The organism is Sphingomonas sp. Leaf17 (genome assembly GCF_001421505.1).
In the GTDB taxonomy this organism is placed as follows: Bacteria; Pseudomonadota; Alphaproteobacteria; order Sphingomonadales; family Sphingomonadaceae; genus Sphingomonas.
In genome coordinates this window covers 12,975-37,348 of sequence record NZ_LMKL01000010.1, presented here as the reverse complement: position 1 = coordinate 37,348, position 24,374 = coordinate 12,975, and the positions used below count along the sequence as shown (strand labels likewise).

The 24,374-nt window shown below is 67.0% G+C and carries 29 protein-coding genes; 12 read left to right on the top strand and 17 right to left on the bottom strand.

Translation table 11 applies throughout. The features are described 5' to 3' along the window. Positions 1–24: 24 nt before the first annotated feature. The 9 genes from ASE75_RS14720 to ASE75_RS14680 form a co-directional block, all read right to left on the bottom strand. On the bottom strand, positions 25–411 hold the full coding sequence (locus ASE75_RS14720; protein ID WP_055935037.1) for a DUF1491 family protein: 387 nt from the start codon (positions 409–411) through the stop codon (positions 25–27). Beyond that, complete coding sequence (locus ASE75_RS14715) at positions 408–884, bottom strand: PaaI family thioesterase (protein ID WP_055935034.1); 477 nt, start codon at positions 882–884, stop codon at positions 408–410. Before ASE75_RS14715 ends, ASE75_RS14720 begins: the two co-directional genes overlap by 4 nt. After that, entirely contained in the window at positions 874–1,341 is a 468-nt protein-coding gene (locus ASE75_RS14710) for a PTS sugar transporter subunit IIA (RefSeq protein ID WP_055935031.1), read from the bottom strand. The genes ASE75_RS14715 and ASE75_RS14710 overlap by 11 nt, the downstream gene beginning before the upstream one ends. Before the next feature lie 77 nt (positions 1,342–1,418). Next, complete coding sequence (gene hpf / locus ASE75_RS14705; protein ID WP_055935028.1) at positions 1,419–2,006, bottom strand: ribosome hibernation-promoting factor, HPF/YfiA family; 588 nt, start codon at positions 2,004–2,006, stop codon at positions 1,419–1,421. 60 nt (positions 2,007–2,066) lie between these two features. Further along, positions 2,067–2,762, bottom strand: a complete 696-nt coding sequence (gene dnaQ, locus ASE75_RS14700; RefSeq protein ID WP_055935024.1) for a DNA polymerase III subunit epsilon — start codon at positions 2,760–2,762, stop codon at positions 2,067–2,069. 6 nt (positions 2,763–2,768) lie between these two features. Next, positions 2,769–3,362, bottom strand: a complete 594-nt coding sequence (gene coaE / locus ASE75_RS14695) for a dephospho-CoA kinase (protein WP_055935021.1) — start codon at positions 3,360–3,362, stop codon at positions 2,769–2,771. Positions 3,363–3,372: 10 nt separating this feature from the next. Beyond that, positions 3,373–4,218, bottom strand: a complete 846-nt coding sequence (locus ASE75_RS14690) for a shikimate dehydrogenase family protein (RefSeq protein ID WP_055935018.1) — start codon at positions 4,216–4,218, stop codon at positions 3,373–3,375. Then, positions 4,215–4,814 (bottom strand): Maf family protein, encoded by a 600-nt coding sequence (locus ASE75_RS14685; RefSeq protein ID WP_082464025.1) that lies wholly within the window; start codon positions 4,812–4,814, stop codon positions 4,215–4,217. Before ASE75_RS14685 ends, ASE75_RS14690 begins: the two co-directional genes overlap by 4 nt. Next, entirely contained in the window at positions 4,807–5,643 is an 837-nt protein-coding gene (locus tag ASE75_RS14680; RefSeq protein ID WP_055935013.1) for a pyruvate, water dikinase regulatory protein, read from the bottom strand. The genes ASE75_RS14685 and ASE75_RS14680 overlap by 8 nt, the downstream gene beginning before the upstream one ends. A 342-nt stretch (positions 5,644–5,985) precedes the next feature. Here ASE75_RS14680 and hemE point away from each other — a divergent pair, with 342 nt between their 5' ends. The 3 genes from hemE to rho all read left to right on the top strand — a co-directional run bounded on the left by hemE (position 5,986) and on the right by rho (position 8,984). Beyond that, positions 5,986–7,011, top strand: coding sequence for a uroporphyrinogen decarboxylase (hemE, locus tag ASE75_RS14675; protein ID WP_055935009.1), 1,026 nt, complete (start codon positions 5,986–5,988; stop codon positions 7,009–7,011). 10 nt (positions 7,012–7,021) lie between these two features. Next, positions 7,022–7,483: a CopD family protein gene (locus ASE75_RS14670; protein WP_055935006.1), complete on the top strand. Its 462-nt coding sequence runs from the start codon at positions 7,022–7,024 to the stop codon at positions 7,481–7,483. 244 nt (positions 7,484–7,727) lie between these two features. After that, entirely contained in the window at positions 7,728–8,984 is a 1,257-nt protein-coding gene (gene rho / locus ASE75_RS14665; protein ID WP_055935003.1) for a transcription termination factor Rho, read from the top strand. Positions 8,985–9,104: 120 nt separating this feature from the next. Here rho and ASE75_RS14660 read toward each other — a convergent pair whose 3' ends face one another. Beyond that, the gene (locus ASE75_RS14660) at positions 9,105–9,806 is read right to left on the bottom strand and encodes a dienelactone hydrolase family protein (RefSeq protein WP_055935000.1); all 702 of its coding nucleotides are present in this window, start codon (positions 9,804–9,806) and stop codon (positions 9,105–9,107) included. A gap of 12 nt (positions 9,807–9,818) precedes the next feature. Beyond that, the gene (locus tag ASE75_RS15265) at positions 9,819–10,088 is read right to left on the bottom strand and encodes an MGMT family protein (RefSeq protein WP_235512827.1); all 270 of its coding nucleotides are present in this window, start codon (positions 10,086–10,088) and stop codon (positions 9,819–9,821) included. Between the two features lie 51 nt (positions 10,089–10,139). On the opposite strand from ASE75_RS15265, the gene ASE75_RS14655 reads away from it, so the two are divergent. The 6 genes from ASE75_RS14655 to ASE75_RS14630 are packed head-to-tail and all read left to right on the top strand — an operon-like array spanning position 10,140 to position 15,847. After that, complete coding sequence (locus ASE75_RS14655) at positions 10,140–10,373, top strand: DUF6489 family protein (RefSeq protein WP_055934997.1); 234 nt, start codon at positions 10,140–10,142, stop codon at positions 10,371–10,373. Further along, positions 10,370–11,653: a tRNA uridine-5-carboxymethylaminomethyl(34) synthesis GTPase MnmE gene (gene mnmE / locus ASE75_RS14650; RefSeq protein WP_055934994.1), complete on the top strand. Its 1,284-nt coding sequence runs from the start codon at positions 10,370–10,372 to the stop codon at positions 11,651–11,653. The genes ASE75_RS14655 and mnmE overlap by 4 nt, the downstream gene beginning before the upstream one ends. 54 nt (positions 11,654–11,707) lie before the next feature. Next, a complete protein-coding gene (gene mnmG / locus ASE75_RS14645) occupies positions 11,708–13,543 on the top strand; it encodes a tRNA uridine-5-carboxymethylaminomethyl(34) synthesis enzyme MnmG (protein ID WP_055934991.1) in 1,836 nt (611 codons plus the stop codon). Further along, positions 13,540–14,157 (top strand): 16S rRNA (guanine(527)-N(7))-methyltransferase RsmG, encoded by a 618-nt coding sequence (locus tag ASE75_RS14640; RefSeq protein WP_055934988.1) that lies wholly within the window; start codon positions 13,540–13,542, stop codon positions 14,155–14,157. The genes mnmG and ASE75_RS14640 overlap by 4 nt, the downstream gene beginning before the upstream one ends. Then, positions 14,154–14,936 carry a ParA family protein gene (locus tag ASE75_RS14635; RefSeq protein WP_055934985.1) on the top strand — a complete coding sequence of 261 codons (783 nt, stop codon included), beginning with the start codon at positions 14,154–14,156 and terminating at the stop codon, positions 14,934–14,936. Before ASE75_RS14640 ends, ASE75_RS14635 begins: the two co-directional genes overlap by 4 nt. Continuing rightward, positions 14,933–15,847: a ParB/RepB/Spo0J family partition protein gene (locus ASE75_RS14630; protein WP_055934982.1), complete on the top strand. Its 915-nt coding sequence runs from the start codon at positions 14,933–14,935 to the stop codon at positions 15,845–15,847. The genes ASE75_RS14635 and ASE75_RS14630 overlap by 4 nt, the downstream gene beginning before the upstream one ends. 12 nt (positions 15,848–15,859) lie before the next feature. Here ASE75_RS14630 and holA read toward each other — a convergent pair whose 3' ends face one another. Genes holA through ASE75_RS14610 form a run of 4 tightly spaced genes read right to left on the bottom strand, consistent with a single transcriptional unit; the run spans position 15,860 to position 20,295 of the window. Beyond that, the gene (holA, locus tag ASE75_RS14625) at positions 15,860–16,879 is read right to left on the bottom strand and encodes a DNA polymerase III subunit delta (RefSeq protein WP_055934979.1); all 1,020 of its coding nucleotides are present in this window, start codon (positions 16,877–16,879) and stop codon (positions 15,860–15,862) included. Next, positions 16,876–17,364 (bottom strand): LPS assembly lipoprotein LptE, encoded by a 489-nt coding sequence (gene lptE / locus ASE75_RS14620; protein ID WP_055934976.1) that lies wholly within the window; start codon positions 17,362–17,364, stop codon positions 16,876–16,878. Before lptE ends, holA begins: the two co-directional genes overlap by 4 nt. Next, on the bottom strand, positions 17,361–19,856 hold the full coding sequence (gene leuS, locus ASE75_RS14615) for a leucine--tRNA ligase (protein ID WP_055934973.1): 2,496 nt from the start codon (positions 19,854–19,856) through the stop codon (positions 17,361–17,363). Before leuS ends, lptE begins: the two co-directional genes overlap by 4 nt. Positions 19,857–19,863: 7 nt before the next feature. Then, positions 19,864–20,295 carry a DUF3576 domain-containing protein gene (locus tag ASE75_RS14610; RefSeq protein ID WP_055934970.1) on the bottom strand — a complete coding sequence of 144 codons (432 nt, stop codon included), beginning with the start codon at positions 20,293–20,295 and terminating at the stop codon, positions 19,864–19,866. A 263-nt stretch (positions 20,296–20,558) separates the two neighbouring features. On the opposite strand from ASE75_RS14610, the gene ASE75_RS14605 reads away from it, so the two are divergent. Next, positions 20,559–21,221, top strand: a complete 663-nt coding sequence (locus tag ASE75_RS14605) for a hypothetical protein (RefSeq protein WP_156340547.1) — start codon at positions 20,559–20,561, stop codon at positions 21,219–21,221. 57 nt (positions 21,222–21,278) lie between these two features. Here the strand turns inward: ASE75_RS14605 and ASE75_RS14600 are convergent, their stop codons facing one another. Beyond that, on the bottom strand, positions 21,279–21,797 hold the full coding sequence (locus ASE75_RS14600; protein ID WP_082464024.1) for a thiamine phosphate synthase: 519 nt from the start codon (positions 21,795–21,797) through the stop codon (positions 21,279–21,281). A 58-nt stretch (positions 21,798–21,855) separates the two neighbouring features. Here ASE75_RS14600 and ASE75_RS14595 point away from each other — a divergent pair, with 58 nt between their 5' ends. After that, entirely contained in the window at positions 21,856–22,539 is a 684-nt protein-coding gene (locus tag ASE75_RS14595; RefSeq protein WP_055934964.1) for a YggS family pyridoxal phosphate-dependent enzyme, read from the top strand. Beyond that, positions 22,536–23,270: an HAD family hydrolase gene (locus ASE75_RS14590; protein WP_082464023.1), complete on the top strand. Its 735-nt coding sequence runs from the start codon at positions 22,536–22,538 to the stop codon at positions 23,268–23,270. The genes ASE75_RS14595 and ASE75_RS14590 overlap by 4 nt, the downstream gene beginning before the upstream one ends. An 80-nt stretch (positions 23,271–23,350) precedes the next feature. Here the strand turns inward: ASE75_RS14590 and ribA are convergent, their stop codons facing one another. Then, complete coding sequence (gene ribA, locus ASE75_RS14585) at positions 23,351–24,373, bottom strand: GTP cyclohydrolase II (protein ID WP_055935127.1); 1,023 nt, start codon at positions 24,371–24,373, stop codon at positions 23,351–23,353. Position 24,374: the final 1 nt, after the last annotated feature.

Genomic DNA, 24,374 nt, shown 5'->3' with positions numbered 1-24,374 from the left:
CTTTTGTTCCACAGGCGTAAATAGTCAATTACCGAGCAGCGCATCAGCGGCGAAGCGTTCTGCCGCTGCGATATCCACCTCGATGATCCACAGATCCGGGTCGCGTGCGCGTCGTCGGTTCAGATAGGCGCTTAGAAAATCCGGTCCCGGCGCGCTTCCGGACTCGTCGCCGGCGTCGCCCCCCGGCCCATGGGGGCGGTCCTCCGGCGTGGAGTCGATCAGCACGGTATCGCCGGCCGGTCCCAGCCCGTGTTCGACCACCCGTACTGGCATTCCCCGTTCCAGCAGGACGACGAGAATGCCGCCCGCCTGAGCGTCCCCCCTTGCCAGCACCAGGCCGAATCCACCCGCCCCGTTCACCCGGCGCAGCAGCGCGCCGACGACGACATCGCTGGGCAACCGGTCGCTCACGCGCGCCGGTATCCGGGCAATCCGCCAAGCCGGATCTGCGACGTCATGAAGGTGCCGGTACCGCGCGACACCTCCTCCCCCTGCGCGTCGATCAACCGCGCGTCACCGACGAAAACCCGACGCTTGCCGCTGATCCAGCGTCCCTCGGCAATGACCGGTCCCGCCGGCAACGGCCTGGTGAACAACAGGTTGAACGCGGTCGTCAGCAGGAAACGATCGGTGACGAGACTGTTGCACGCATAGAAGGCGGCATCGTCGAGCATCTTGAAATAGCTGGTGCCGTGGACCGCGCCGGCGGCATGAAAATGCCGCTCGTCGAGCAGGAAGTGGATCCGTGCCACGCCCGCCTCGACGATTTCCAGCCGCGATTCAAACAGGCGGTTGATCGGCGCGGTCGCATACAGCGATTCCAGCGCACGAAAATGTGCATCGGCTCCCGCGCCCGCCGCACCGGGTGCCGGATCAGGCGGCATCACGGGCCTCGTCCGCGGTGAACAGCGCATACAGCGCGTCGGGCGAGCCGGCCCCGCGCAACTTGGCCAAGAACGCGCGATCCCGCAACTGGCGGGACACGCGCGCCAAGGCCTTCAGATGATCCGCCCCCGCCCCGACCGGCGACAGCAGGACGAAGACCAGATCGACGGGCAGGCCGTCGACCGACTGGAACTCGACTGGTTGCGCCAGCCGCGCGAACGCACCGACGACCTGCGTCAGCCCCGCCATCTTGCCATGCGGAATCGCTACACCGTTGCCGAACCCGGTCGACCCCAGTTTTTCCCGCAGCGTCACGACGTCGACGATCGCGCGGGGGTCGATGCCGACCTGTGGCGCGATCGCCGTCGCCAGCGTTTGAAAGATCGTCTTCTTGTTGGCGGCGGCGACGTCCATCAAAACGGCATCGGGACGCAACAGGTCACTCAGGTCGGTCATGATGCAGTCTGAACTCACGCGCTACGGCCCCCCGGCACTCGGCGGGGCTGTAGCGCGCCTTGATGGGCAGGGATAGGTCAGGCGGCGCGGTGCGGCTCGACCCAGCCGATTGTGCCGTCGCCCCGCCGGTATACCATGTTGAACGCACCGGTCCCGGCATTCTTGAACAACAGCGCCGACGTGTTGCGCAGGTCGAGCATCATTACCGCGTCCGACACGCTGGCGTCGGGCACGTCCACCCGCGTTTCGGCCACGATCAGCGGCGCGTCGCCGGCATCGTCCTCGTTCTGCTGCTCCTGGAACAGCGTATAGCCGGCATTGTCATAGCCCAGCGTTTCCTGTTCGGCCGCACTGGCGGCCGCGCCGGCATGACGGTCCTTCAGGCGGCGCATATAGCGGCGCAGCTGCTTTTCGATCTTGTCGGCCGACGCATCGAACGCCTTGTACACGTCCTGCGCATCATGCCGGCCCTTCAGGACCAGTCCCTGCATCACATGCGCGACAATATCGCAGCTGAAAGCTTCGTGCGGTCCCTTGCCGAAGGTGACCTGCGCGGAAATCGCCCGCGCGAAATACTTGTCGGCGATACCCTGGAGCCGGTCCTGAACGTGCAGCTTCAGTGCTTCGCCCGTATCGACCTGATGACCAGAAACCCGGATATCCATATTCGTCTCCTTAGGTGTTCACGACCGGCATCATCCTGTTGGACTTCATACCGGCTGGCGTCATCCGGACGCCGCGGCCCCCCAAATCGGATCGGTGAGCTTATCAATAAACGCCCGATGTGCGACCAATTCTCCCTCGGTCGGTGCAAAAACCCGGGTCGGACGGGCAGCCCGTGGGGCAGATACGACAGACGTCGTGACCTGACCCGCCGGATCGCTTGAATCCAGGCCAAGCCCGATCTGCCGCCCGCCCATCAGCTCGACATAGACCTGCGACAGCAGTTGCGCGTCCAGCAGCGCGCCGTGGACGATACGGTGGCTGCGGTCGATACCGAACCGGTTGCACAGCGCATCCAGCGTGTGCTTGGCACCGGGATGCCTGCTGCGCGCGATCTGCAACGTGTCGATCATCCGCGTCTTGGCGTTGACGACCGGGCGGCCGCAGCGTTTCAGTTCGCCGTTCAGGAACGAGAAGTCGAACCCGGCATTGTGCGCGATCAGCGGCGCGTCGCCCAGAAAGTCGATCAGGTCGTCGACGGCATCGGCGAACACCGGCTTGTCGGCCAGGAACGCCTCGCTGATGCCGTGCACCGCCTGCGCCTCGGCCGGCATGTTGCGTTCGGGGTGATAATAGGCGTGGAAGGTCCGGCCGGTTTCGACCCGGTTGACCAGTTCGACGCAGCCGATCTCCACCATGCGGTCGCCGCCAGCGAAGCTGAGGCCGGTCGTTTCGGTATCGAACACGATTTCGCGCATAGGGTGTTATTCACCTTCATTCGGCAGGAGGCAAGCGATCACGCGGGCCACCGCATCGCGGGTTTCAGCCAGTGGCACATCGGTCGGAATGACGAAGTCGGCCCGCGCCCGCTTGGTCGCATCAGGGGTCTGCCGGGCCAGGATCGCCGCGAATTTTTCCGTGGTCATACCGGGTCTTGCCAGCACGCGCGCGCGCTGGACATCGGCGGCGGCGGATACCACGGCGATCCGGTCAACGCCGCGCTCGCCGCCGGTTTCAAACAGCAACGGTATGTCGAACACGACCAGCGGCGCATCCGCATGGGCCGCCAGAAACGCCGCCCGCTCCTGCGCCACCGCCGGATGGACGATTGCCTCCAGCCGGCGGATCGCCGAGTCGTCGCCGAATACCGTCGCGCCCAGCCGCGCCCGGTCGACGCCGGCGGGACCGGTGGTACCGGGGAACGCCACCTCGATCGCGGGCAGCAAACGCCCACCCGGTCCCTGCAAGGCGTGAACCGCCGCGTCGGCATCGAACACCGGCACGCCGGATTCGCGAAACATCGCCGCGACCGTGGACTTGCCCATGCCGATCGACCCGGTCAGGCCCAGACGGATCATAGGGAGCGGATCATTTGGTCAGCAACGCCCGCAGATCCTCGTCCCGGTCGCGCGGCGGTTCCGCCCCGAACAGCATCTCGAACGCCAGCGCGGCCTGACCGATCAGCATGTCCAGCCCGTCGACCGTCTCCAGGTCGCGGGCGCGCGCCGCCTTCAGCAACGCGGTTTCCAGCGGCGCATAGACCACGTCGTATACGACCGCGTCTTCCGGCAGCGCCGACAGGTCGACGTCGAGCGGCGGCTGCCCCGCCATGCCAAGCGCGCTGGCGTTGACCAGCAGCGCGCAAGGGCCGATCCCGGCGTTCAGCGGCAGGGCCTGCCCCTTCAGCCCGAAGGTCGCGAGCAAAGCCGCCGCCTTCAGCACGTTGCGGTTCAGGATCGTCACCGGCCCCACCCCGATCTTCGACAGCGCGAACAGGATCGCGCGCGCCGCACCGCCCGCGCCGATCACCGTCACCGGTGCGCCGCTCAGGTCCAGCCCGGCGATCGGTGCGTAGAAGCCACCCGCATCGGTATTGGTGCCGATGATCGCGTCCCCCTCATCATCCAGGGCGTCCACCCGCAACGCCAGGTTGATCGCGCCGATCGTCCCGCGAACCCCGCCGCGATCCTCGACATGATCGAGCGCCGCCAGCTTGTGCGGGATGGTGATGTTGCAGCCGCGCCAGTGCGGATCGGCCCGCCGCTGCGCAAAATAGCCGGGCAGGGCCTCGGGTGTGACATGCGTCGCGCGATAGTCCGCGTCGATGCCCAGCACCTCCAGCCAGAAACCGTGGATCAGCGGCGATTTGGAATGGGCGATCGGGTCACCGATCACTTCGGCATAGGGTCGCGTCGCGTCGTTGGTAAAGGTCATGCCGGCAATACACCCCTGATCCGCAAATGGGCCAGTACCGCCATCAGCGGCAAGCCGAGAATGGTGAACTGGCTGCCCTCGACCTTGTCGAACAGCTGCACGCCCGGTCCCTCGATCCGGTAGCAGCCGACACATCCTGCGATCGCCGGCCATTCGGCATCCAGATAGGTGTCGATGAACGCATCGGACAATGGCCGGACATGCATCCGCGCCGGCTCGACATGCCGCCACACCGCGCGTCCCCCCTCGGCGATGACGGCCGCACTCCACAGCGTGTGCCGCTTGCCCGCCATCATCCGCAGATGCGCCGCCGCCTGGTCGCGGCTGACCGGCTTGTCGAGCAGCGTCCCGTCGTCGAGCGCCACGACGGAATCGCTGCCCAGCACCAGATGCTCCGGCGTCCGCTGCGACACCTTCAGCGCCTTCAGTTCGGCCAGCGCGTCGGCCAGGTCGCGCGCCGACAGATGCGCGAGCGCCGCCTTGGCCGCATCCTCGTCGACGCCGGCATTGACCGCGTCGAACGGGACGCCCGCCGCTGAAAGCATCGCCCGCCGGCTGGCGCTTTGGGAGGCAAGGATCAACCGCAAGTCAGTCATGCGAATCCCCCTCGCGTCGGCCATCACCCCGGTCGTTGACCAGCGCGATGATCGCCGCCGCCGTCTCCTCGATCGAGCGGCGGGTAACGTCGATCACCGGCCAGCCATTGTCGGCGAACATCCGCCGGGCATAGGCCAGCTCGCGCGTCACCGCGTCCTGATTAACATACGGCGTCTCGGGCGCCTGGTTCAGCGACAGCAATCGGTTGCGACGGATCTGGATCAGCCGGTCGGCGCTGGTCGTCAGCCCGACGACCAGCGGCTTTTTCAGCGTGAACAGGAAGGGCGGCGGCGGGCTTTCGATCACGATCGGGATGTTGGCGGTCTTGAACCCGCGATTGGCGAGGTAGATCGACGTCGGCGTCTTGGACGATCGCGACACCCCGGCCAGCAGGATGTCGGCCTCCTCCCATTCCTCCCACGCGATGCCGTCGTCATGCGCGATGGTGAACTGGATCGCGTCGACCCGCGCGAAATAGGCGGCGTCGAGGACATGCTGGCGACCGGGGCGCGCCTTGGCCTGCTGCCCCAGCAATCCCGACAGCGCATCGTTGACCGGATCGAGCGGGGCGACGGCGGGCAGGCCCAGCGTCCGGCAGCGTTGCTCCAGGATCCGCCGCGTCGCCGGGTTCACCAGCGTGAAGATGACGAGACCGGGATTCTGCGCCACTTCCTGCAGGATGCGCTCCAGATGCGTCTCGGTCCGCACCATCGGCCAGAAATGGCGGACGGTCTCGACGTCGTCATATTGCGCCAGCGCCGCCTTCGCGATGTTCTCCAGCGTCTCGCCGGTCGAGTCCGACAACAGGTGGAGGTGAAGCCGGGTCATGCCGGCCACCCGGAGCCGGCGCGGGAGCGTTCTGTGGATAACATGGGGGCAAGGGGTAGCGTAAGTCGCGACCGCGTCCAACCCGGGGTTCGACCGTGGACAAGTCCGATTCCATCCACAGTCCCGCACACAGGAGACGCCTTCACCCACAGCCTGTGGATAACGGGGATGACGCTATCCGAATCTGCGGCCCGCCGTGGGGCGGCATGAGTCAAGCTGTTGGCAATATGGGCATGACCGCATAAGTCGCGTTATCCACGCGCCAACAGCATCTACATCCTCATTAGATTCTTCTTTTATTGAAGAAGGGAGGTCGTTCTGACCCTCGATCCGTCCACCGACCTGCCGATCAAGCCCCTGCTCGCCGTCCTAAAGGGGCACAGACCGGCCGTCCCGCCGATCTGGCTCATGCGACAGGCCGGACGCTACCTGCCGGAATATCGCGCGCTCAGGGCGGAGAAGGGCGGCTTCCTGGCGCTTGCCACCGATCCCGACTGCGCCGCCGAAGTGACGGTGCAGCCGATCCGGCGGTTCGGTTTCGACGGCGCGATCCTGTTCTCCGACATCCTGATGGTGCCATGGGCGCTGGGCCAGGATCTGAGTTTCGGGGTGGGCGAGGGGCCTCGGCTGGAGCCGCCGCTGGTCGACCACCTGTTTTCCGCGCTGGAGGCTGTCCCAGAGCGCCTCGAACCGGTTTATGGCACCGTTGCCAAGGTAGCGGGGCTTTTGCCGCCACAGACCACCTTCCTGGGCTTTGCGGGTTCGCCCTGGACCGTCGCAACCTATATGGTCGCCGGCAAGGGCAGCAAGGATCAGGGCGAGACGCGCCGCTTCGCCTATCGCGATCCGCAGGCGTTCGGCGCGATCGTCGACGCCATCGCCGACATGACCGTGGAGTATCTCGCCCGCCAGATCGAGAACGGGGTCGAGGCGGTGCAACTGTTCGACAGCTGGGCCGGCAGCCTGTCCCCGGCGCAGTTCGAGCGCTGGGTCATCGCCCCCAATGCGCGGATCGTCGCCGGGCTGACCGCGCGCTGTCCCGGCGTGCCGATCATCGGCTTTCCCAAGGGGGCAGGGGGCAAGCTGCCCGCTTATGCCCGTGAAACCGGAGTCCACGCGCTGGGTCTGGACGAGACAGTCGATCCCGAATGGGCCGCCGCACATGTGCCCGAAGGGATGCCGGTGCAGGGCAATCTCGACCCGCTGGCGCTCATCACCGGCGGCGAGACGCTGGACGCGGCGATCGACCGGATCCTTTCCGCGTTCGCCGACCGGCCCCACATCTTCAATCTTGGACACGGCATCCTGCCCGACACGCCGATCGCGCATGTCGAGCGGCTGATCGCCCGCGTGAGGAACCCGGCGTGAGGAATATGGCATGACTGGCTTTCTGGGTGCGGCCTATGACTGGGTGAAGGCCGCGCATCTCATCTTCGTGATCTTCTGGATGGCGGGGCTGTTCATGCTGCCGCGCTACCTGGTCTATCATCAGGAGGCGCTGGCCGCCGGTCGCATGGATGAGGCCACCGCGTGGATCGAGCGCGAGGGCAAGATCCGGTCGATCATCCTGACCCCGGCGATGATCGTCGTCTGGGTCCTGGGCCTTGCGCTGGCGGTCAATCTGGGGCTGCTCGACGGGGCGGGGGGCCTTGGCTGGCTCCATGCCAAGCTGCTGCTTGTCGTGCTGCTGACCGGCTACCACGGCTGGACCGTCAGCTATGCGAAGAAGCTGGCGGCGGGCAAGCCGACGCTGACCGGTCGCCACTTGCGGATGATCAACGAAGTTCCGGCGCTCGCTGTCACGCTGATCGTCGTACTGGTCATCATCAAGCCGTTCTGACGATACGTCTGTCAGACGTGCGGAGCGTAATATGTGCGGGGCGGGGGGCGGCAGAGTGCTGCCGCCTGCCGGCCAAGCGGCGGCTTGACTTGGCCGCAGCCGAATCCTAACGCCACCGGACAGCATCAGCAGCGCGGCGTCCTGCCGTCCACTGGTGCCGCCGTCTCCACCTGCGTTCCCGTGTCGCGTATCCTTCGCCGACCAGCGCCTGTTCCCCGACGATCCGCATTCGGAAGACACTCCCATGCATCTCAAAGACCTGAAGAAGAAGAAGCCCGCCGAACTGGTCAGCATGGCCGAGGAACTGGGGGTCGAGGGCGCATCGACGCTGCGCAAGCAGGACCTGCTGTTCGCGATACTGAAGGTTCAGGCCGACAATGGCGACCAGATCATGGGCCTCGGCACGATCGAGGTTCTGCCCGACGGCTTCGGCTTCCTGCGCTCGCCGGAGGCCAACTATCTGGCCGGGCCGGACGATATCTACATCTCGCCCAACCAGGTGCGGAAGTTCGGCCTGCGTACCGGTGACACGGTCGAGGGCGAGATCCGCGGTCCCAAGGACGGCGAACGCTATTTCGCGTTAACCAAGCTTATTACGGTTAACTTTGATGACCCGGATGTGGTGCGCCACCGCGTTAACTTTGATAACCTGACGCCGTTGTACCCGGAAGAAAAACTAACCCTCGACCCGCAGGATACGACGATCAAGGACAAGTCGGCGCGGGTGATCGACATCGTCTCGCCCCAGGGCAAGGGCCAGCGCTCGCTGATCGTCGCCCCGCCGCGCGTCGGCAAGACGGTGCTGTTGCAGAACATCGCCAAGGCGATCACCGACAACCACCCCGAGGTCTTCCTGATCGTCCTGCTGATCGACGAGCGTCCCGAGGAAGTGACAGACATGCAGCGCAGCGTGAAAGGTGAGGTCGTATCCTCGACCTTCGACGAACCCGCGCAGCGCCACGTCCAGGTCGCCGAAATGGTGATCGAAAAGGCCAAGCGGCTGGTCGAGCACAAGAAGGACGTCGTGATCCTGCTCGACTCGATAACCCGTCTGGGTCGCGCCTACAACACGGTCGTGCCGTCGTCGGGCAAGGTGCTGACCGGCGGTGTCGACGCCAACGCCTTGCAGCGGCCGAAGCGCTTCTTCGGCGCCGCGCGTAACATCGAGGAGGGCGGTTCGCTCTCGATCATCGCCACCGCGCTGATCGACACCGGCAGCCGCATGGACGAGGTGATTTTCGAAGAGTTCAAGGGCACCGGCAACTCCGAGATCGTGCTGGACCGCAAGGTCGCCGACAAGCGGATCTTCCCGGCGCTCGACGTCGGCAAGTCGGGTACTCGCAAGGAGGAACTGCTGGTCGACAAGGGCAAGCTCAGCAAGATGTGGGTGCTGCGCCGCATCCTCATGCAGATGGGCACCATCGACGCGATGGAATTCCTGCTCGACAAGATGAAGGATTCCAAGACCAACGAGAATTTCTTCGACAGCATGAATCAGTGACAAAAAAGGGGCCGGCAACGCAGATGCGTTGCCGGCTCCTTTTTTGTCCGGCCGGCGGGGCCGAGGCCCCGACCAACGACACGGGCTTTGCCCGTGTCCGCGCAAAAGTCCTTGAGCAACCTACCCGAGATGCTCGGCAAAGAACGCCGCCGTACGCTCGTCGGCCAGTGCCGCCGCCTCCTCCGACCGTCGCTTGCCGAACGCCGCCGCGAAGCCATGGTCCTCACCGGCATAGTCGTACAGCGTGACCTTGGGATGGTCGTCCAGTCCCTCGTGCATCTTGGCCTGCGCGGCCTTGTCGACGAAGTGGTCCTCGACCGGCACATGCAGCAGGACGGGATTGGCGATCGCCCTGGCTTCGTCCAGCAGTCCGTCGATGCCGACGCCGTAATAGCCCACACTCGCGTCGATGTCGGTGCGCGCGGCGGTCATGAAGGCCAGCCGCCCGCCCAGGCAATATCCGACCGCGCCGACCTTGCCGCCATCGCCCAGCATCCCGCGGGCGGTGCGGATCGTCGCCTCGATGTCACGGATGCCGGCGTCCTGATCGAACTGGCCCATCAGCGACAGCGCGCGCTCCATTTCCGGTGCAACATCTGGGTCCAACTCGACGCCCGGCTCGATCGGCCAGAACAGGTCGGGCGCGATCGCCAGATAGCCAGCCTCCGCCAGCATGTCGCACTTGCGGCGGATGCCGGCATTCACCCCGAAGATTTCCTGGATGACGACGATCGCGGCGCGTGGCGTGTCTGCCGGCTCGGCGACATAGGCATCGAAGGTCCGGTCGCCGTCCGGCGTCGTGATCGCGATCGTCTTGGTCATCGAAAGGCTCCGTCAATATCGGTGTTCGTGCCGCAGGCGCCACGCCGTGATGGCCGGTCCCGCACCCGCGCTATACGGTCCGAGGGCACCGCTGGTTCCGACGATCCGGTGGCATGGTATGACGATGGGGCAGGGGTTGCGCGCGCAAGGCCTCCACCAACGCGACCCCGGTGGGATTGCAGAAAATTGGCGTCGTCCATCGGCTACGGGTTGATGCGCTCCAGCATCCGGTTGACAGGATCGGTCCAACGGCCGTTGCGATCGGGGCGCGATCGGCGGCATACATGCACCGCACATGCCGGGCTTGCCCGCCTCACTCAAGGATCCACGTCCATGAAGATGAACATCGAAGTCGAATGCACGCCGGAGGAAGCGCGGCGGGCGATGGGCCTGCCGGACCTGACGCCGTTGCATGACCGCTACGTCGCATCGCTGATGGAGACGATGGAGGGGGGCATGAAGCCCGAGATGATGGAATCGATGATACGCAACTGGGCCCCGATGGGGGAGGCGGGGATGACCTTCTGGCGGCGGATGTTCGAAACGGCGGGAAAGACCGGCGGGTGACGACGACCATCTTTGCGGTATCCAGCGGCCTGCCACCGGCAGCGATCGCGATCCTGCGGATCAGTGGCCCGTCTGCGCTGGCCGCGGCGACCACGCTGGCAGGGCGGTTGCCGCCACCACGTCAGGCCGGCCTGCGCGCACTGCGCGATGCCGGCGGGGCCCTGCTCGATCGCGCGCTCGTCCTTGTCTTTCCGGGGCCGGACAGTGCGACGGGTGAGGATCTGGTCGAACTTCACGTCCATGGTGGCCGCGCGGTCGTGGCGGCGGTCGAGCGGGCGCTCGCAGCCCTGCCCGGACTGGTCGCGGCGGAGGCGGGGGCGTTCACCCGCCGCGCCGTCCTCAACGGCCGGATGGACCTCACCCAGGCCGAGGGGCTGGGGGATCTGCTACAGGCCGAGACCGAGGCGCAGCGGACGATGGCCGTCGCCGCGACCGAAGGGCGCGTCAGCCAGGCGGTCGCCGGCTGGGCACGTCGCGCGGTCGCGCTGGCGGCGCAGGTCGAGGCGCAACTGGATTTTGCCGACGAGGATGACGTCGGCGGTGCAGCGGACATGGCAGCGGTCGTGGCGGGGATGACCGGCCTGGCCGACGACATGGCGGTCATCCTTGCCCAACCGCCGGTCGAGCGGCTGCGCGATGGCGTGCGGGTGGTGCTGGCCGGGCCACCTAATACCGGCAAGTCGACGTTGCTCAACCTGTTGGTCGAGCGGGACGCGGCCATCGTATCACCGATCGCCGGCACGACGCGCGACGTCATCGAAACCGCCGTCGTCCGTGACGGGATCGCCTATCGGATCAGCGACACCGCCGGGCTGGCCGTATCCACCGACGATATGATCGAGGCGATCGGCATCGCCCGCGCACGGGGCGTCATTGATGCGGCTGACATCATCCTGTGGTTGGGTGAAGATGCACCGCCACGCGCGGACGCCCTGTGGCTCCACACGCGCGCCGACCTGCCCGAACGCGCGGTGCTGCCGCGCGGGCGGGCGATGGCGGTACGCCGCGATCGCCGCGACACGATCGACCGGTTGTGGTCCGCCATCGCGTCGATCGCCCGCACGACGCTTCCGTCGGCCGGGACCGTCGCGCTGAACCAGCGTCAGCGCCAGCTGGTCACGCAGGCGGAACGCACGTTGCGCAATGGTGCGTCGGACGATCTGCTCATCATCGGCGAACACCTGCGCATGACGCTGCGCACGCTCGCCGCGATCACCGGAAGCGACGCGACCGAAGCCATGCTCGACAGCCTGTTCGGGCAATTCTGCATCGGCAAGTGATGTTCCACGTGGAACAGTTTTGACCCGGGGCATCGCTTCACGCTAAGCGACGTCATGATCGAAATCGTTGTAGTCGGCGGCGGACATGCCGGTGTCGAGGCCGCCTGCGCTGCCGCCCGCATGGGCGCTCCTGTGGCGCTGATAACCTTCGACCCGGCCACGATCGGCGCGATGTCCTGCAACCCGGCGATCGGCGGGCTGGGCAAGGGGCATATCGTCCGCGAAGTCGATGCGCTCGACGGCGTCATGGCACGGGCCGGGGATGCCGCCGCCATCCATCACCGGATGCTCAATCAGAGCAAGGGCGCGGCGGTTCGCGGCCCGCGCGTCCAGGCCGATCGACGCCGTTACGCCGCCGCCGTGCAACAGGCGGTCGCTGCTGAGCCGACCCTCACGATTGTCCGGGGGGAAGCAACCGCTCTCCACTTCGACGGCGATCGCGTGGCCGGAATAGTCCTCGCGGATGGTACGATCGTCCACGCCCGCGCGGTGATTCTCGCCTCCGGTACGTTTCTCGCCGGCAAGATCTTCCGGGGTGATGACCGCGCTACCGGTGGGCGAATTGGCGAGCGCGCGGCCCTGCCGTTATCGGAACAGCTGCGGGATCGCGGATTGCCGATCGGTCGTCTGAAGACCGGCACACCGCCACGGATCGACGGTCGCACGATCGACTGGAGTCGCCTGGAGGAGCAGCGGTCAGACGACCATCACTGGACGCTGTCGCCGCTGACCCGGCACCGGCATCTGCCGCAACTCTCCTGCGCCATCACCCGGACGACGGCCGCGACGCACGACGTCATCCGGGGTGGACTCGACCGATCCCCGCTGTTTTCCGGGGCGATCGACGGGGCCGGTCCCCGCTACTGTCCGTCGATCGAGGACAAGGTCCATCGGTTCGGCGACCGCGACGGGCACCAGATCTTCCTGGAGCCGGAGGGGCTGGACGATGCGACCGTCTACCCCAACGGCATTTCCACGTCGCTGCCGACCGATGTGCAGGCGGCGATGCTGGCGACGATCCGGGGGCTGGAACGAGCAACGATCGTGGAGCCGGGTTACGCCGTCGAATATGACTATCTGGATCCGCGCAGCCTGTCGGCGACGCTGGCGGTGCGCGACGTGCCGGGCCTGTATCTCGCGGGCCAGGTCAACGGTACGACCGGTTACGAAGAAGCGGCAGGGCAGGGCATCGTCGCCGGCATCAACGCCGTGCTGGCGGTTCGCGGCGATGCGCCGATGATCCTTGATCGCGCTTCCAGCTATATCGGCGTGATGATCGACGATCTCGTGTTGCAGGGCGTGACCGAACCCTATCGGATGTTGACCGCTCGCGCGGAGTTTCGCCTGTCGCTGCGGTCGGACAACGCCACCACCCGGCTGTCGATGATCGGCCGGACGGTCGGCTGTCTGTCGCCCCACCGTATCGCGCAGGTCGACCGTCACGAGGATCATCGCCGGCGATTCCGCGCCGCGCTGGACGTTCAGCGCACGTCGTCGGACCTCGCCGCCAATGATTGCGTCAGCCAGGACGGCACGCGCCGCAGCGCGTTCGACTGGTTGCGGATCGGCGCGCTGGATGTGGATGCCGTCGCCCCGGGGGCTGCGATCGGCATAGACACCGACGTTGCGGCCGAGGTGATCGAGGACGCGCGCTATGCACCCTATCTCGAACGCCAGGCGATCGAGGTTGCGGCCCTGCGGGCGGAGGAGGGGCGGTTGTTGCCGGATACGCTGCGTTTCGCGACGATCCCCGGTCTCTCGAACGAGATGGTCGAGCGCCTGGAAACCGCGCGGCCCGCGACGTTAGCCGCGGCCGGACGGATTCGCGGCATCACGCCGGCGGCGCTCTCCGCGATCCTGCTGCATAGCCGACGGGGAGCCGCCGCGTGACCGAGGATGAAGCACGGGCCTGGACCGGGTCGCGGTTCGGGGCGGAAGACACCGCGTCGCTTGGTCGAATGGTCGAGATCGTCGCTGACGAAAACAGCAGGCAAAACCTGATCGCACCGTCCACCGTCGCCACACTGTGGTCACGGCACATCGTCGATTCGTTGCAACTTGTCGATCTCGCCAGAGCTGCGGACGGCGCATGGGTCGATATCGGCACCGGCGGCGGCTTTCCCGGTCTGGCGGTTGCGGTCGTGCGGTCCGCGCCGATGGTCCTTGTCGAACCACGGCGAAAGCGCGCACTGTTTCTGGAAGACACCGCTACGACGCTGGCGATCGACGCGCATGTCACGGTCCATGCCACCAAGATCGAGGCGGTGCCAGGGATGGCCGCCGCAGTCATCTCGGCGCGCGCGGTCGCATCGATCGACATGATCCTGAAGATCGCCGCGCATGTGTCCGATGAAAAGACACTTTGGCTGCTTCCACGCGGTCGCTTTGACCCGTCCGAAATGATAAGCCTGCGTCAGCGTTGGTCGTTTGTGTTCCACGTGGAACAAAGTCTGACTGACGCGGACTCTTCAATCGTCGTAATGACAGGGGTACGCGCCAGATGACGTGCATTGCGGTGGCGAACCAGAAGGGCGGGGTGGGCAAGACCACCAGCGCGATCAACCTGGCAACCGCCTTGTCGGCGACCGGCAAACACGTCCTGCTGATCGACCTCGATCCGCAGGGCAATGCCTCCACCGGCCTTGGCATCAACCAGCAGCAGCGAACGAAGTCGAGCTACGACCTGTTGATCGGATCGGCCACGCTGGACGAGGCCGTCGTGCAAAGTTGTGTGCCCGGTCTGGACGTCATCCCGGCAACCGTCGATCTGTCGGGTGCCGAGATCGAATTGGTCGAGCTGGACGAACGGACGCACCGTCTGGATCGCGCCATCGCCCGGTCGCGGGGAACCTGGGACATCATCCTCATCGACTGCCCGCCGTCGCTGGGCCTGTTGACCATCAACGCGATGGTCGCGTCGGATTCGCTGCTGGTGCCGCTGCAATGTGAGTTCTTCGCGCTGGAGGGGTTGAGCCAGTTGCTCAGCACCGTCGAACGGATCCGCTCGCGATTCAATCCCGGCCTGTCGATCCTCGGCGTCGCGCTGACCATGTATGATCGCCGCAACCGTCTGACCGAGCAGGTGTCGACCGATGTCCGCGCGGTTCTCGGCCGGGTCGTGTTCGACACGGTCATCCCGCGCAACGTGCGCCTGTCGGAGGCCCCGAGCTACGGCCTGCCCGCGCTCATCTACGATCATCGCTGCGTCGGATCGCAGGCCTATATCGCGCTTGCTCGCGAACTGATCGGTCGTCTGCCGCGCACCGAAGCGGTGGCGGCATGAGCGACGCTGCGAAACGCGGCCGGTCGGGCCTCGGCCGTGGACTCAGTTCGCTGCTGGGCGATATTGCCCGTGAGGAACCGGTCACTCCGGGCAGCACGGCATCGCCCGGTGTCCGCATGCTGCCCGTCAGCGCGCTGTCGCCGCACCCGGACCAGCCGCGCCGTCGCTTCGACGAAACCCTGCTCGATGAACTGGCCGCGTCGATCGCGTCGCGCGGCGTCATCCAGCCGATCGTCGTCCGTCCGCACGGCAAGGATTATCAGATCGTCGCCGGCGAACGTCGCTGGCGTGCGGCCCAGCGCGCGCGCCTGCACGAGGTGCCGGTCGTCATCCGCGATTTCAGCGATTCGGAAACGCTCGAAGTCGCGCTGATCGAGAATATCCAGCGTCAGGATCTGAACGCGATCGAGGAAGCGCAGGCCTATCAGCGGCTCGCCGGCGAGTTCGGCCACACGCAGGAGGTGCTGGCCAAGATCGTCCACAAATCGCGCAGCCATGTCGCCAACCTGCTGCGCCTGCTCGAACTGCCCGCTTCGGTGCAGGACCGGGTGATCGACGGGTCGTTGCAGATGGGTCATGCCCGCGCGCTGCTCGGTTCGCGCGATGTCGAGACGCTGGCCGAACAGGTCGCGGCAAAGGGCATGTCGGTCCGCGACACCGAAAAACTCGCCCGCACCGCCAAGCAACCGGCGCGCGAACGTCAGCCACGCGACTCCGCAAAGACCGGTACTGGTCCGGACATGGCGGCACCGAATGCCGATATCGCCGCGCTGGAGCATCAATTGGGCGACCTGCTCGGTCTGACCGTACGGATCGTCTATGGCGAATCGGGGGGCACGCTGACCCTGTCCTATTCCACGCTCGACCAGCTCGACATGGTCTGCCAGCGCCTGACCGGCGATTCCATCTAGGAACAGCCGAACCTATCGCCGCCGTTCGATGCCCTGCGCGATCCGCGTCACCACCGTTTCGGCCGCGATCGGACCGGGGTTGCCGGGGGCCATGACCGCGCGTTCGGCCTCGCGTACCTGTGCGATGGCCTTTGCCAGCATCAGCGGCGACCAGCGGCGGATCGCGGCCTTGGTGGCGGCTTCCTCGCTGAAGTGGATCCGCTGCCGCTTGATCGCGCTGTCGGGGTTCGCCCCCGCCTCCATGTCGCTGCGAATGTCCGCCAGCACGACCAGCCGCCGGGTCAGCTGCCGCAGCCACGGGATCGGCGACGTGCCCGCCTCGCGCAGTTTCACCAGTTCCTCGCCCAGCACACCCGGTCGCCCCGCGATCACCGCCTCAACGACGCGGGACAACTCGGTCTCGCCCAGATCGGCACCCAGCGCATCCAGCGCGTCGTCGGTCAGGTCCGCCGGTCGATCCGGCGCGGCATCCAGGTACAGCGCCAGCTTCTCGACCTCCTGCGCCAATACCGCGACATCGCCCCCCGCCAGCCCCGACAGGCGATGCAGGACCGGCGGTGTCGCGCGAAGCCCGGCGTCACGGACCAGCGTGGCCGCCAGCCGCTCGAAATCGGCGCTTGTCGGCGGATAGCAGGCAAAGGCCATTGCGCGCGGCGATTCGATCGCCAGCTTCACGATCTTCGCGGTCGCCTTCACGGTCGGCGCGATGGCGACCACGGGATTGCCGGCCATGTCGGCGGTCAGCAGGGACGTGAACGCCTCCAGCGATTCCTCGCCCGCGCCGCTGACCCGGATATGCCGCGCGCCGCCGAACAACGACATCGACGCCGCCTCGTCGATCAGTCGCGACGGATCGGACTTCAACTGGCTGCCGTCGAAATCGACGCGCTCGGCGTCGGCTCCCATCGCGGTGGCCAGTCGCTTTGCCAGCACGGCCGCGCCCGCTGCGTCGGGACCATGCAGCAGGAACAACCGGATATCGGGCTTGGGAGATTCCAGTGCGGCCCTGATCTGCGCCGCCGATGCCTTCACGGTGCCGACGCGCGCCGCTGGGCGTACAACGCCACCCGTGTGACGATCTGGTCGGCGATGATCCCCGACAGCCGCTCCAGCGCGGTATTTTCCGCCGCGATGGTGGCATATTCCGACTGGACCACGTCGATCCCCGCATCCGACCGCGCCGACTGGTCGAGCACCACGCTGCCGTTGCTCAGGTCGACCAGCTGATAGCGTGCGCGCAGCGTCCGCCGTTCGCGACTGACGCTGTCGTCCCGCCGCGTACCCAGCCCGGTGATCTGGTCGTCCAGCCGCACGTCCAGCCGGTAGCGCGGCGTACCGGACGCGCGCAGCCGATCGCGCAGTGCGTTGCCGGTCAGCCAGCCGGCGCGACCCGGGATCGGCGCAACCGTGACATCGGCCAACGTCGCGGCAACCACGCCGCTGCTGCCACCCGAATAGAGCGGCTTCAGGCCACAGCCGCTGAGTGTCATCAGCGCCAGAAGGGCAAGACGCCTCATGCGACGATGTTCACAAGGCGATCCGGCACGACGATCACCTTCTTCGCCAGCTTGCCGTCCATTGCCCGGATGACCTTGTCCGACGCCAGCGCCGCCGCCTCCAGCGCGTCTCGGGGCGTTCCCTTGGCGAAGGTCAGCGTATCGCGCAGCTTACCGTTGACCTGGATCGCCATCGTCACCTCGTCCTCGACCAGCAGGGCGGGGTCGACGCTCGGCCACGCCGCATCGGCGATCAGGCCGGCATGACCCGCTGCCGCCCAAGCCTCCTCGGCCAGATGCGGGACCATTGGCGCGACCAGCAGCATCGCCTTGGACACCGCTTCGCTGCGTGACGCCGATGGCGTGGCCTTCTCGATCGCGTTGACCAGTTCGTACAGCTTGGCGACCGCCTTGTTGAACGACAGCGCCTCGATATCGTCGGCGATGCCGGCGATCGTCTGGTGCAGCTTCCGATCGAGCGCCGGGTCGCGGCCCTCTCCGGGCGCCGCGCCGTCGAACAGCCGCCACAGCCGCTGAACGAAGCGCCATGACCCTTCGATCCCGGCATCGCTCCACGGCAGGTCGCGCTCTGGCGGCGAGTCGGACAGCATGAACCACCGCGTCGCGTCGGCCCCGTACTGGTCGACGATCGGCTCGGGGTCGATCGTGTTCTTCTTCGACTTCGACATCTTGGTCACGCGCCCGACCTCGATGGCCTCACCGGTCGCGATCTCGATGCCGTCGCGCACTTCGGGCGGGGACAGCCAGCGGCCGTCCTGCGCCCGGTACGTCTCGTGCGTCACCATGCCTTGCGTGAACAGCCCGGCGAACGGCTCCGCAACGTCGAGCAACCCGATATGCTTCAACGCGCGCGTCCAGAACCGCGCATACAGCAGGTGCAGGATCGCATGCTCGACCCCGCCGATATACTGGCCGACCGGCAGCCACTTCTCGGCGATCGCCTTGTCAAAAGGCCTGTCCTTCGGCTGGCTGGCGAAGCGAATGAAATACCACGACGAATCGACGAAGGTGTCGAGCGTATCCGTCTCGCGCCGCGCCGGTGCGCCGCAGCTGGGGCAGGGGACATGCTTCCACGTCGGATGCCGGTCGAGCGGGTTGCCCGGCACGTCGAACGTCACGTCGTCGGGCAGGACGATCGGCAACTGCTCCTTCGGCACGCCGACCGGGCCACAGGCGTCGCAATGCACGATCGGGATCGGCGTGCCCCAGTAACGCTGGCGCGACACACCCCAGTCGCGCAGGCGGTAGACGGTGGTGCCGGTGCCCCAGCCTTCGCTCTCGGCCCGACCGATAACGACCCGCTTGGCTTCCTCGATCCCGAGGCCGTCGAGGAAGCGCGAATTGACCAGCGGCCCACCACCGGTAAACGCTGTCATACTCTCGAATATCGGATCGGTCGCATCGCCGTCGGCGACGACCCGCGTTACCAGCAGTGCATATTTCCGTGCAAAATCCAGATCGCGCTGGTCGTGCGCCGGCACGCCGAACACAGCGCCGGTTCCGTATTCCATCAACACGAAATTGGCGATGTAGACGGGCAGGGTGATCGCCGGATCGAACGGATGCGTCGCGGTAAGGCCGGTATCGAAGCCCAGCTTTTCCTGCGTATCCATCTCGGCCGCGGTCGTGCCGCCCTGTTTGCACAGCGCGATGAAGTCGGCGACCGCCGGATTGCCGGCGGCCAGCCTTTGCGCGATCGGATGATCGGCGGCGACCGCGACGAAGCTCGCGCCGAAGATCGTGTCGGGCCGGGTCGTGAATACCTCGACCGAACCACCGTCCGACAGCGCGAACCGGAACTGCAACCCGCGGCTGCGGCCGATCCAGTTCTCCTGCATCAGCTTGACCTTGTCCGGCCAATGCTCAAGCCGGTCCAAGCCCTCCAGCAATTCGTCGGCGAAGTCGGTGATCTTCAGGAACCACTGGCTCAGCTTGCGCCGCTCGACCAGCGCGCCCGATCGCCAGCCGCGCCCGTCGATGACCTGCTCGTTGGCCAGCACGGTCATGTCGACCGGATCCCAGTTGACCGCCGATTCCTTGCGATAGACCAGACCGGCCGCATACAGGTCGAGGAACAGCGCCTGCTCATGTCCGTAATAATCGGGCTTGCAGGTCGCCAGTTCGCGCGTCCAGTCGAGCGCAAAGCCCAGCCGCTTCAGCTGCGCCTTCATCGTCTCGATATTGGCGAGCGTCCAGGTGCCCGGATGCACGCCCTTTTCCATCGCCGCGTTTTCCGCCGGCATGCCGAATGCGTCCCACCCCATCGGATGCAGGACTTCGTGTCCGATCATCCGGCGATAGCGCGCCAGCACGTCGCCCATGGTGTAATTGCGGACGTGCCCCATGTGGATGCGGCCCGACGGATAGGGAAACATCTCCAGCACATAGCTGCGCGGCTTGGCCGACATGTCGTCGGCCGCGAAGGTGCGGCGGTCGTCCCAGATCTTCTGCCAGGCCGCGTCCGCCTTCAGCGCGTTGAAGCGCGAGGCCATGGTGCGCTCAGCCCGTGATCGCGGTGCGACGCAGGTCGCGCGCACGGGTCAGGATGACGTCTTCCAGCTTCTGCACGGTGGCCGCCTTGACCGGGGCGGACACCCACTGGCCGCCCTGGTTCACCTCGCGCACCGCCGACACGCGCAGCGCATCGGCGCGCAGGTCCTGGTCGAGGATCGTCGCCGTCACCTTCATCCGCTCGGTCGGGGCCTGCGGGTTCACATACCAGTCGGTGACCAGCACGCCGCCATTGGAGTCGGTCTGGGTCAGGCCCATGAACGTCAGCGTTTCCAGGCTGGCGCGCCACAGATAGCTGTTGACGCCGATCGTCGTGACCTGGCTCGGGGCCAGCGCGCCGCTGGTCGCGCGTCCGCCGCCACAGGCGGAAAGCGACAGGATGGCGGTGGCCAGAATTGCGGTGCGCGACAGGCGGATCATCGGTAATTCCTGGCAAGACGTCGGGATGGTTTCGGGCTGTACAGGTGCGCGCCGGACCCCGCAAGCATATCGCAAGGACGCCACCCCGGCCGGCCGGTCGCCATGCGCCGGGCAGGGGGTCTGTGTGCGGATTGCCACACTCCTGCAAAAACGGTTGCGACGGGTGAAATTGCGGAAGCGAAATCGCAAAACAGGCGTTAATGCGGTTCTCAAGGGGATGGGTTTTGGTCGCAAGGCGGATCATTGCAGGGATAACGGCGGGGGTGCTGGTCACCACCGCGTTCATCGTTGCGCCCGCTTTCGGTGCGACCGAACAGGCCAATCGCGACGCCCGCCGTGCCATGTCGACCCGGTCGCTCGGGTCGTTCACGCCATCCGCCGCCGACCCCAAGCTCGCCGCGCTGTTTGCCCGCGGTGCGCTCGATACCCGCAGTTTCCGGTTCACGCCGTCCGACAGCCGCGAAGGCGACCGGGCGATTACCGTCGCGGTGCGCGCGCGGACCAACCGTGCCGTCGGCACGCAGGTCGCGGCCGTCGCGCCGACCGTCGGCATCGCGCCGATCGCCTATAATCTGGGCGTCGGTGTCGGCTGGAAGCGTCTTGCCGTCACCGGTGACGTCGGCAAGGTCGATCTCGGCGGCGCACCCGGCAGCCGCGAGCGGGTCGATATCGGCCTGAACTACGCCGGCAACCGGTTCACCGGCGGTATGAAGGCGGGGGCGGATCGTCCGCTCGGCACCGTGCCGATGCTGGTCGACGACGTGAAAAGCTACTCGGTCGACGTCGGCGGGGCCTATTCGCTGACCCGCAATCTCGATGTCACCGCCGGTGTCCGCTACCGTTCCGACCGCGAACGGCTTGCCCGCACCGACGAGGCGCATCGTGACAGCCAGGCCGTCTATGTCGGAACCGCGTTCCGCTTCTGATGCGGGCGTGACGGTTACCCCCTGCTGCGGGTGTAACCTTTGTAACCTTTCGACCGGTCATGACGTGGTTCGGGTCCGGCCCGTTTGCGGCGTCACACCGTCGATCGCCGCCCAACCGTCGAACCCGTACCGCCGGATCCGACGAAACCGCATCGCGGTCATGCCACCCAGCGCGATGACCGGTCGTCCAAGGCCACGCCCGATCCGCACCGCCTGACCCAGCCGCAGCGCAGCGGCCCCCGGGTGCGACCGGGTCGCGAAGACCGGCGACACGAACAGCGCATCCGCCCCCGCCCGAACCCCGGCCAGCGCCTCGGCCCGCCGATGCGCCGGCCAAGTACGGATACCTGGCCCCCGCTCCCGCCCATGCCCATGCACCCCGTCGCACCGGCCCAGCCCGACGGATCGCGCCGCCACCAGCACCAGCCGCCGCGCCCGCGCGATCCGCCGCACCCGCACGAACAGCGCGCGGCGCGCGAAGGACGGCGTGGCATAGTGGCGGAACACCACCCCCGACCCCGGCGGCAGTGCGCGCAGCGCCGGCCACAGCGCGTCGCCCATCCGTTCGTCGGTCATCAACCACAGCGTCGGCAAAGGGTTTCGGTCGCGCACGCCCGACCCTATAGCAGCGCGCATGACGCCAGACGACACCACCCGCACCGACTTGCCCACCATCCGGGACCGCATTGGCAAGGCAGCCCTGCTCGCCGGCCGCAAGCCGGAGGAGGTCGGGTTGATCGCCGTGTCGAAAACCCGCGATGCCGCCGCGATCCTGCCGCTGCTGGAGGCCGGGCACCGGATGTTCGGTGAGAACCGGGTGCAGGAAACCGCCGCCAAATGGCCTGACCTCCGCGCGACCTACCCGGACGTCCAACTCCATCTGATCGGCCAGTTGCAGTCGAACAAGGCGGACGAGGCGGTTGCCCTGTTCGATGTGATCCATGTCGTCGACCGCGCCTCGCTCGTGACCGCCCTGGCCAGGGCGATGGAAAAGACGGGCAGGCGCCCCGACTGTTTCGTGCAAGTGAACATCGGCGACGAGGAGCAGAAGGGCGGCTGCGCGGTCGCCGACCTGCCCGCGCTGGTCGATGCCGCGCGCGACGCCGGCCTGCCGGTCATCGGCCTGATGTGCCTGCCCCCGGCCGATATCGAACCGGCCCCCTATTTCGCGCTGCTGGCGAAACTGGCGCGTGACCACGACCTGCCCGCGCTCAGCATGGGTATGTCCGACGATTACGAAACGGCGGTCACAATCGGCGCGACCCATGTCCGGATCGGCAGCGCGCTGTTCGGCCCGCGTATGGAGACACTGGCATGACGTACGACGCGCTGCTGTTCGATTTCGACGGCGTCCTGATCGAAAGTGAATCGCTCAGCAACCGCCAGATCGCCCAGGCCCTGACCGCCGCCGGCTATCCGACGACGCCCGCCGAATCGATGGCCCATTTCATGGGACTGGCCGGCCCGGATTTCCTGCTCGCGATCGAACGCCGGATTGGCGGCTCGGTGCCGGAATCCTTCCACGTCGCGCGCGCGGCCGAGGATGAGCGGGTGATGGAATCGGGCATCGACGCGGTCGAGGGCGCGGTGGCCTTTGTCCGGTCGCTGCCCGCCGACCTGCCGCGCGCGATCGTCTCGTCCAGCCCGACCCGCTGGATCGACCGTCACCTGCGCCACATCGGCCTGCGCGACGTGTTTGGCGATCACCTGTACAGCGGTCGCGAGCATGTAGCGCGCGGCAAACCCGCGCCCGACCTGTATCTTCACGCCGCCGACGCGCTTGGCATCGACATCGCGCGCATGGCGATCATCGAGGATTCCCCCGTCGGCGCGACCGGCGCGGTTGCCTCCGGGGCCTATGTCATCGGCCTGTGCGCCGGCAGCCACTGCGCGGTCGGCCACGACGCGCGCCTGCTGGATATCGGCGTCGATGCCATCGCGAACGACTATGCCGAGGTCGCGCGGTTGCTGGGGATAACAGCATCGCCCGTCACTTCGGGCACCACCCCGGCGAAGGCCGAAGCCCAAAAGGGTTTGCGGCAGGAATAGCGCGCAAACATTTGCCCAATTTGGCCCCGGCCTTCGCCGGGATGGGCAGGGTCCTACGTTGGTCGCCCGTCGGGCAAAGCCTACAACTGGTGCCCGGTCCGGTCGCGCTTGGTATCCAGATAGCGCGCATTGTGCGGGTTGGCGGGCAGGGCGTGGGCGACGCGCTCGATCACCGTCACGCCGTGCGTCGCCAGCCCGGCGACCTTGGCCGGGTTGTTGGTCAGCAACCGCACCCGGTCCTGCCCCAGTAGAGTCAGCATCCGCGCCGCCACGCCGAAATCGCGCGCGTCGATCGCAAAGCCAAGCCGCGTATTGGCGTCGACCGTATCGAAGCCCTGATCCTGCAACTGGTAGGCGCGCAGTTTGTTGACCAGGCCGATCCCGCGCCCCTCCTGCCGCAGATAGAGCAGGATCCCCCAGCCGCTCTCCGCGATCCGGGCGAGGGCCGCTTGCAACTGCGGCCCGCAATCACATTTCAAGCTGCCCAGCACGTCGCCGGTCAGGCATTCGCTGTGCAGCCGGACCAAGGGCGGTTCACCGTTGGGCTGGCCGATCAGGAGGGCGACATGCTCGTCGGCGCTTTCGGGTGATCGGAACGCGACGATCTCCGCGTCCTCGGCACCCGCCACCGGCAACCGCGCGCGGGTGGCGATGGCCAGCCGGGTCGCGTCCTCATGCGTGTCGATGTCGGCGGGCGTGATCGTCACGTCGGGATCGACGCCGCCGGTGAAGAAGGCGGGCAGCAGCCCCGCCACCCGCGCCAGCCGGATCGCGGCGGCGGCCGCCACCGGCGACGCGGTCGGAATCGCGCGGAAAGGCCCCTTCAGCGGCGTCGCCAGGTCGTGCTGGGGATCGGCCAGCGCGGTCGCGGCGGCAAAGTCCAGCCACGGCGCGCGGTCGACCAGCACGGCGGCATCGGGCACGGCCGCATCGCGCTGGTTCGCCAGCTTCAGCGTGGCCGCGCGCCCGGCGGACAGCAGGACGGCGGCCGTCCCGGTCGGATCGAACGCGGCCAGCCGCACCGCATCGCCGGTTTCGATCGCCATCAGCGTCAGTATCGGTTCGCCCGCGCCGGCAATGGCAATCGGCCAGCCACGCCGCATG

Bases quoted from the DNA above. Each gene is read 5' to 3' on its own strand.
- ASE75_RS14715 (WP_055935034.1), bottom strand. From the start codon at position 884: ATGCCGCCTGATCCGGCACCCGGTGCGGCGGGCGCGGGAGCCGATGCA.
- ASE75_RS14710 (WP_055935031.1), bottom strand. From the start codon at position 1,341: ATGACCGACCTGAGTGACCTGTTGCGTCCCGATGCCGTTTTGATGGAC.
- hpf (WP_055935028.1), bottom strand. From the start codon at position 2,006: ATGGATATCCGGGTTTCTGGTCATCAGGTCGATACGGGCGAAGCACTG.
- dnaQ (WP_055935024.1), bottom strand. From the start codon at position 2,762: ATGCGCGAAATCGTGTTCGATACCGAAACGACCGGCCTCAGCTTCGCT.
- coaE (WP_055935021.1), bottom strand. From the start codon at position 3,362: ATGATCCGTCTGGGCCTGACCGGGTCGATCGGCATGGGCAAGTCCACG.
- ASE75_RS14690 (WP_055935018.1), bottom strand. From the start codon at position 4,218: ATGACCTTTACCAACGACGCGACGCGACCCTATGCCGAAGTGATCGGT.
- ASE75_RS14685 (WP_082464025.1), bottom strand. From the start codon at position 4,814: ATGACTGACTTGCGGTTGATCCTTGCCTCCCAAAGCGCCAGCCGGCGG.
- ASE75_RS14680 (WP_055935013.1), bottom strand. From the start codon at position 5,643: ATGACCCGGCTTCACCTCCACCTGTTGTCGGACTCGACCGGCGAGACG.
- ASE75_RS14670 (WP_055935006.1), top strand. From the start codon at position 7,022: ATGACTGGCTTTCTGGGTGCGGCCTATGACTGGGTGAAGGCCGCGCAT.
- rho (WP_055935003.1), top strand. From the start codon at position 7,728: ATGCATCTCAAAGACCTGAAGAAGAAGAAGCCCGCCGAACTGGTCAGC.
- ASE75_RS14660 (WP_055935000.1), bottom strand. From the start codon at position 9,806: ATGACCAAGACGATCGCGATCACGACGCCGGACGGCGACCGGACCTTC.
- ASE75_RS15265 (WP_235512827.1), bottom strand. From the start codon at position 10,088: ATGCCGCCGATCGCGCCCCGATCGCAACGGCCGTTGGACCGATCCTGT.
- ASE75_RS14655 (WP_055934997.1), top strand. From the start codon at position 10,140: ATGAAGATGAACATCGAAGTCGAATGCACGCCGGAGGAAGCGCGGCGG.
- mnmG (WP_055934991.1), top strand. From the start codon at position 11,708: ATGATCGAAATCGTTGTAGTCGGCGGCGGACATGCCGGTGTCGAGGCC.
- ASE75_RS14635 (WP_055934985.1), top strand. From the start codon at position 14,154: ATGACGTGCATTGCGGTGGCGAACCAGAAGGGCGGGGTGGGCAAGACC.
- ASE75_RS14630 (WP_055934982.1), top strand. From the start codon at position 14,933: ATGAGCGACGCTGCGAAACGCGGCCGGTCGGGCCTCGGCCGTGGACTC.
- lptE (WP_055934976.1), bottom strand. From the start codon at position 17,364: ATGAGGCGTCTTGCCCTTCTGGCGCTGATGACACTCAGCGGCTGTGGC.
- leuS (WP_055934973.1), bottom strand. From the start codon at position 19,856: ATGGCCTCGCGCTTCAACGCGCTGAAGGCGGACGCGGCCTGGCAGAAG.
- ASE75_RS14610 (WP_055934970.1), bottom strand. From the start codon at position 20,295: ATGATCCGCCTGTCGCGCACCGCAATTCTGGCCACCGCCATCCTGTCG.
- ASE75_RS14600 (WP_082464024.1), bottom strand. From the start codon at position 21,797: ATGACCGACGAACGGATGGGCGACGCGCTGTGGCCGGCGCTGCGCGCA.
- ASE75_RS14595 (WP_055934964.1), top strand. From the start codon at position 21,856: ATGACGCCAGACGACACCACCCGCACCGACTTGCCCACCATCCGGGAC.
- ASE75_RS14590 (WP_082464023.1), top strand. From the start codon at position 22,536: ATGACGTACGACGCGCTGCTGTTCGATTTCGACGGCGTCCTGATCGAA.
- ribA (WP_055935127.1), bottom strand. From the start codon at position 24,373: ATGCGGCGTGGCTGGCCGATTGCCATTGCCGGCGCGGGCGAACCGATA.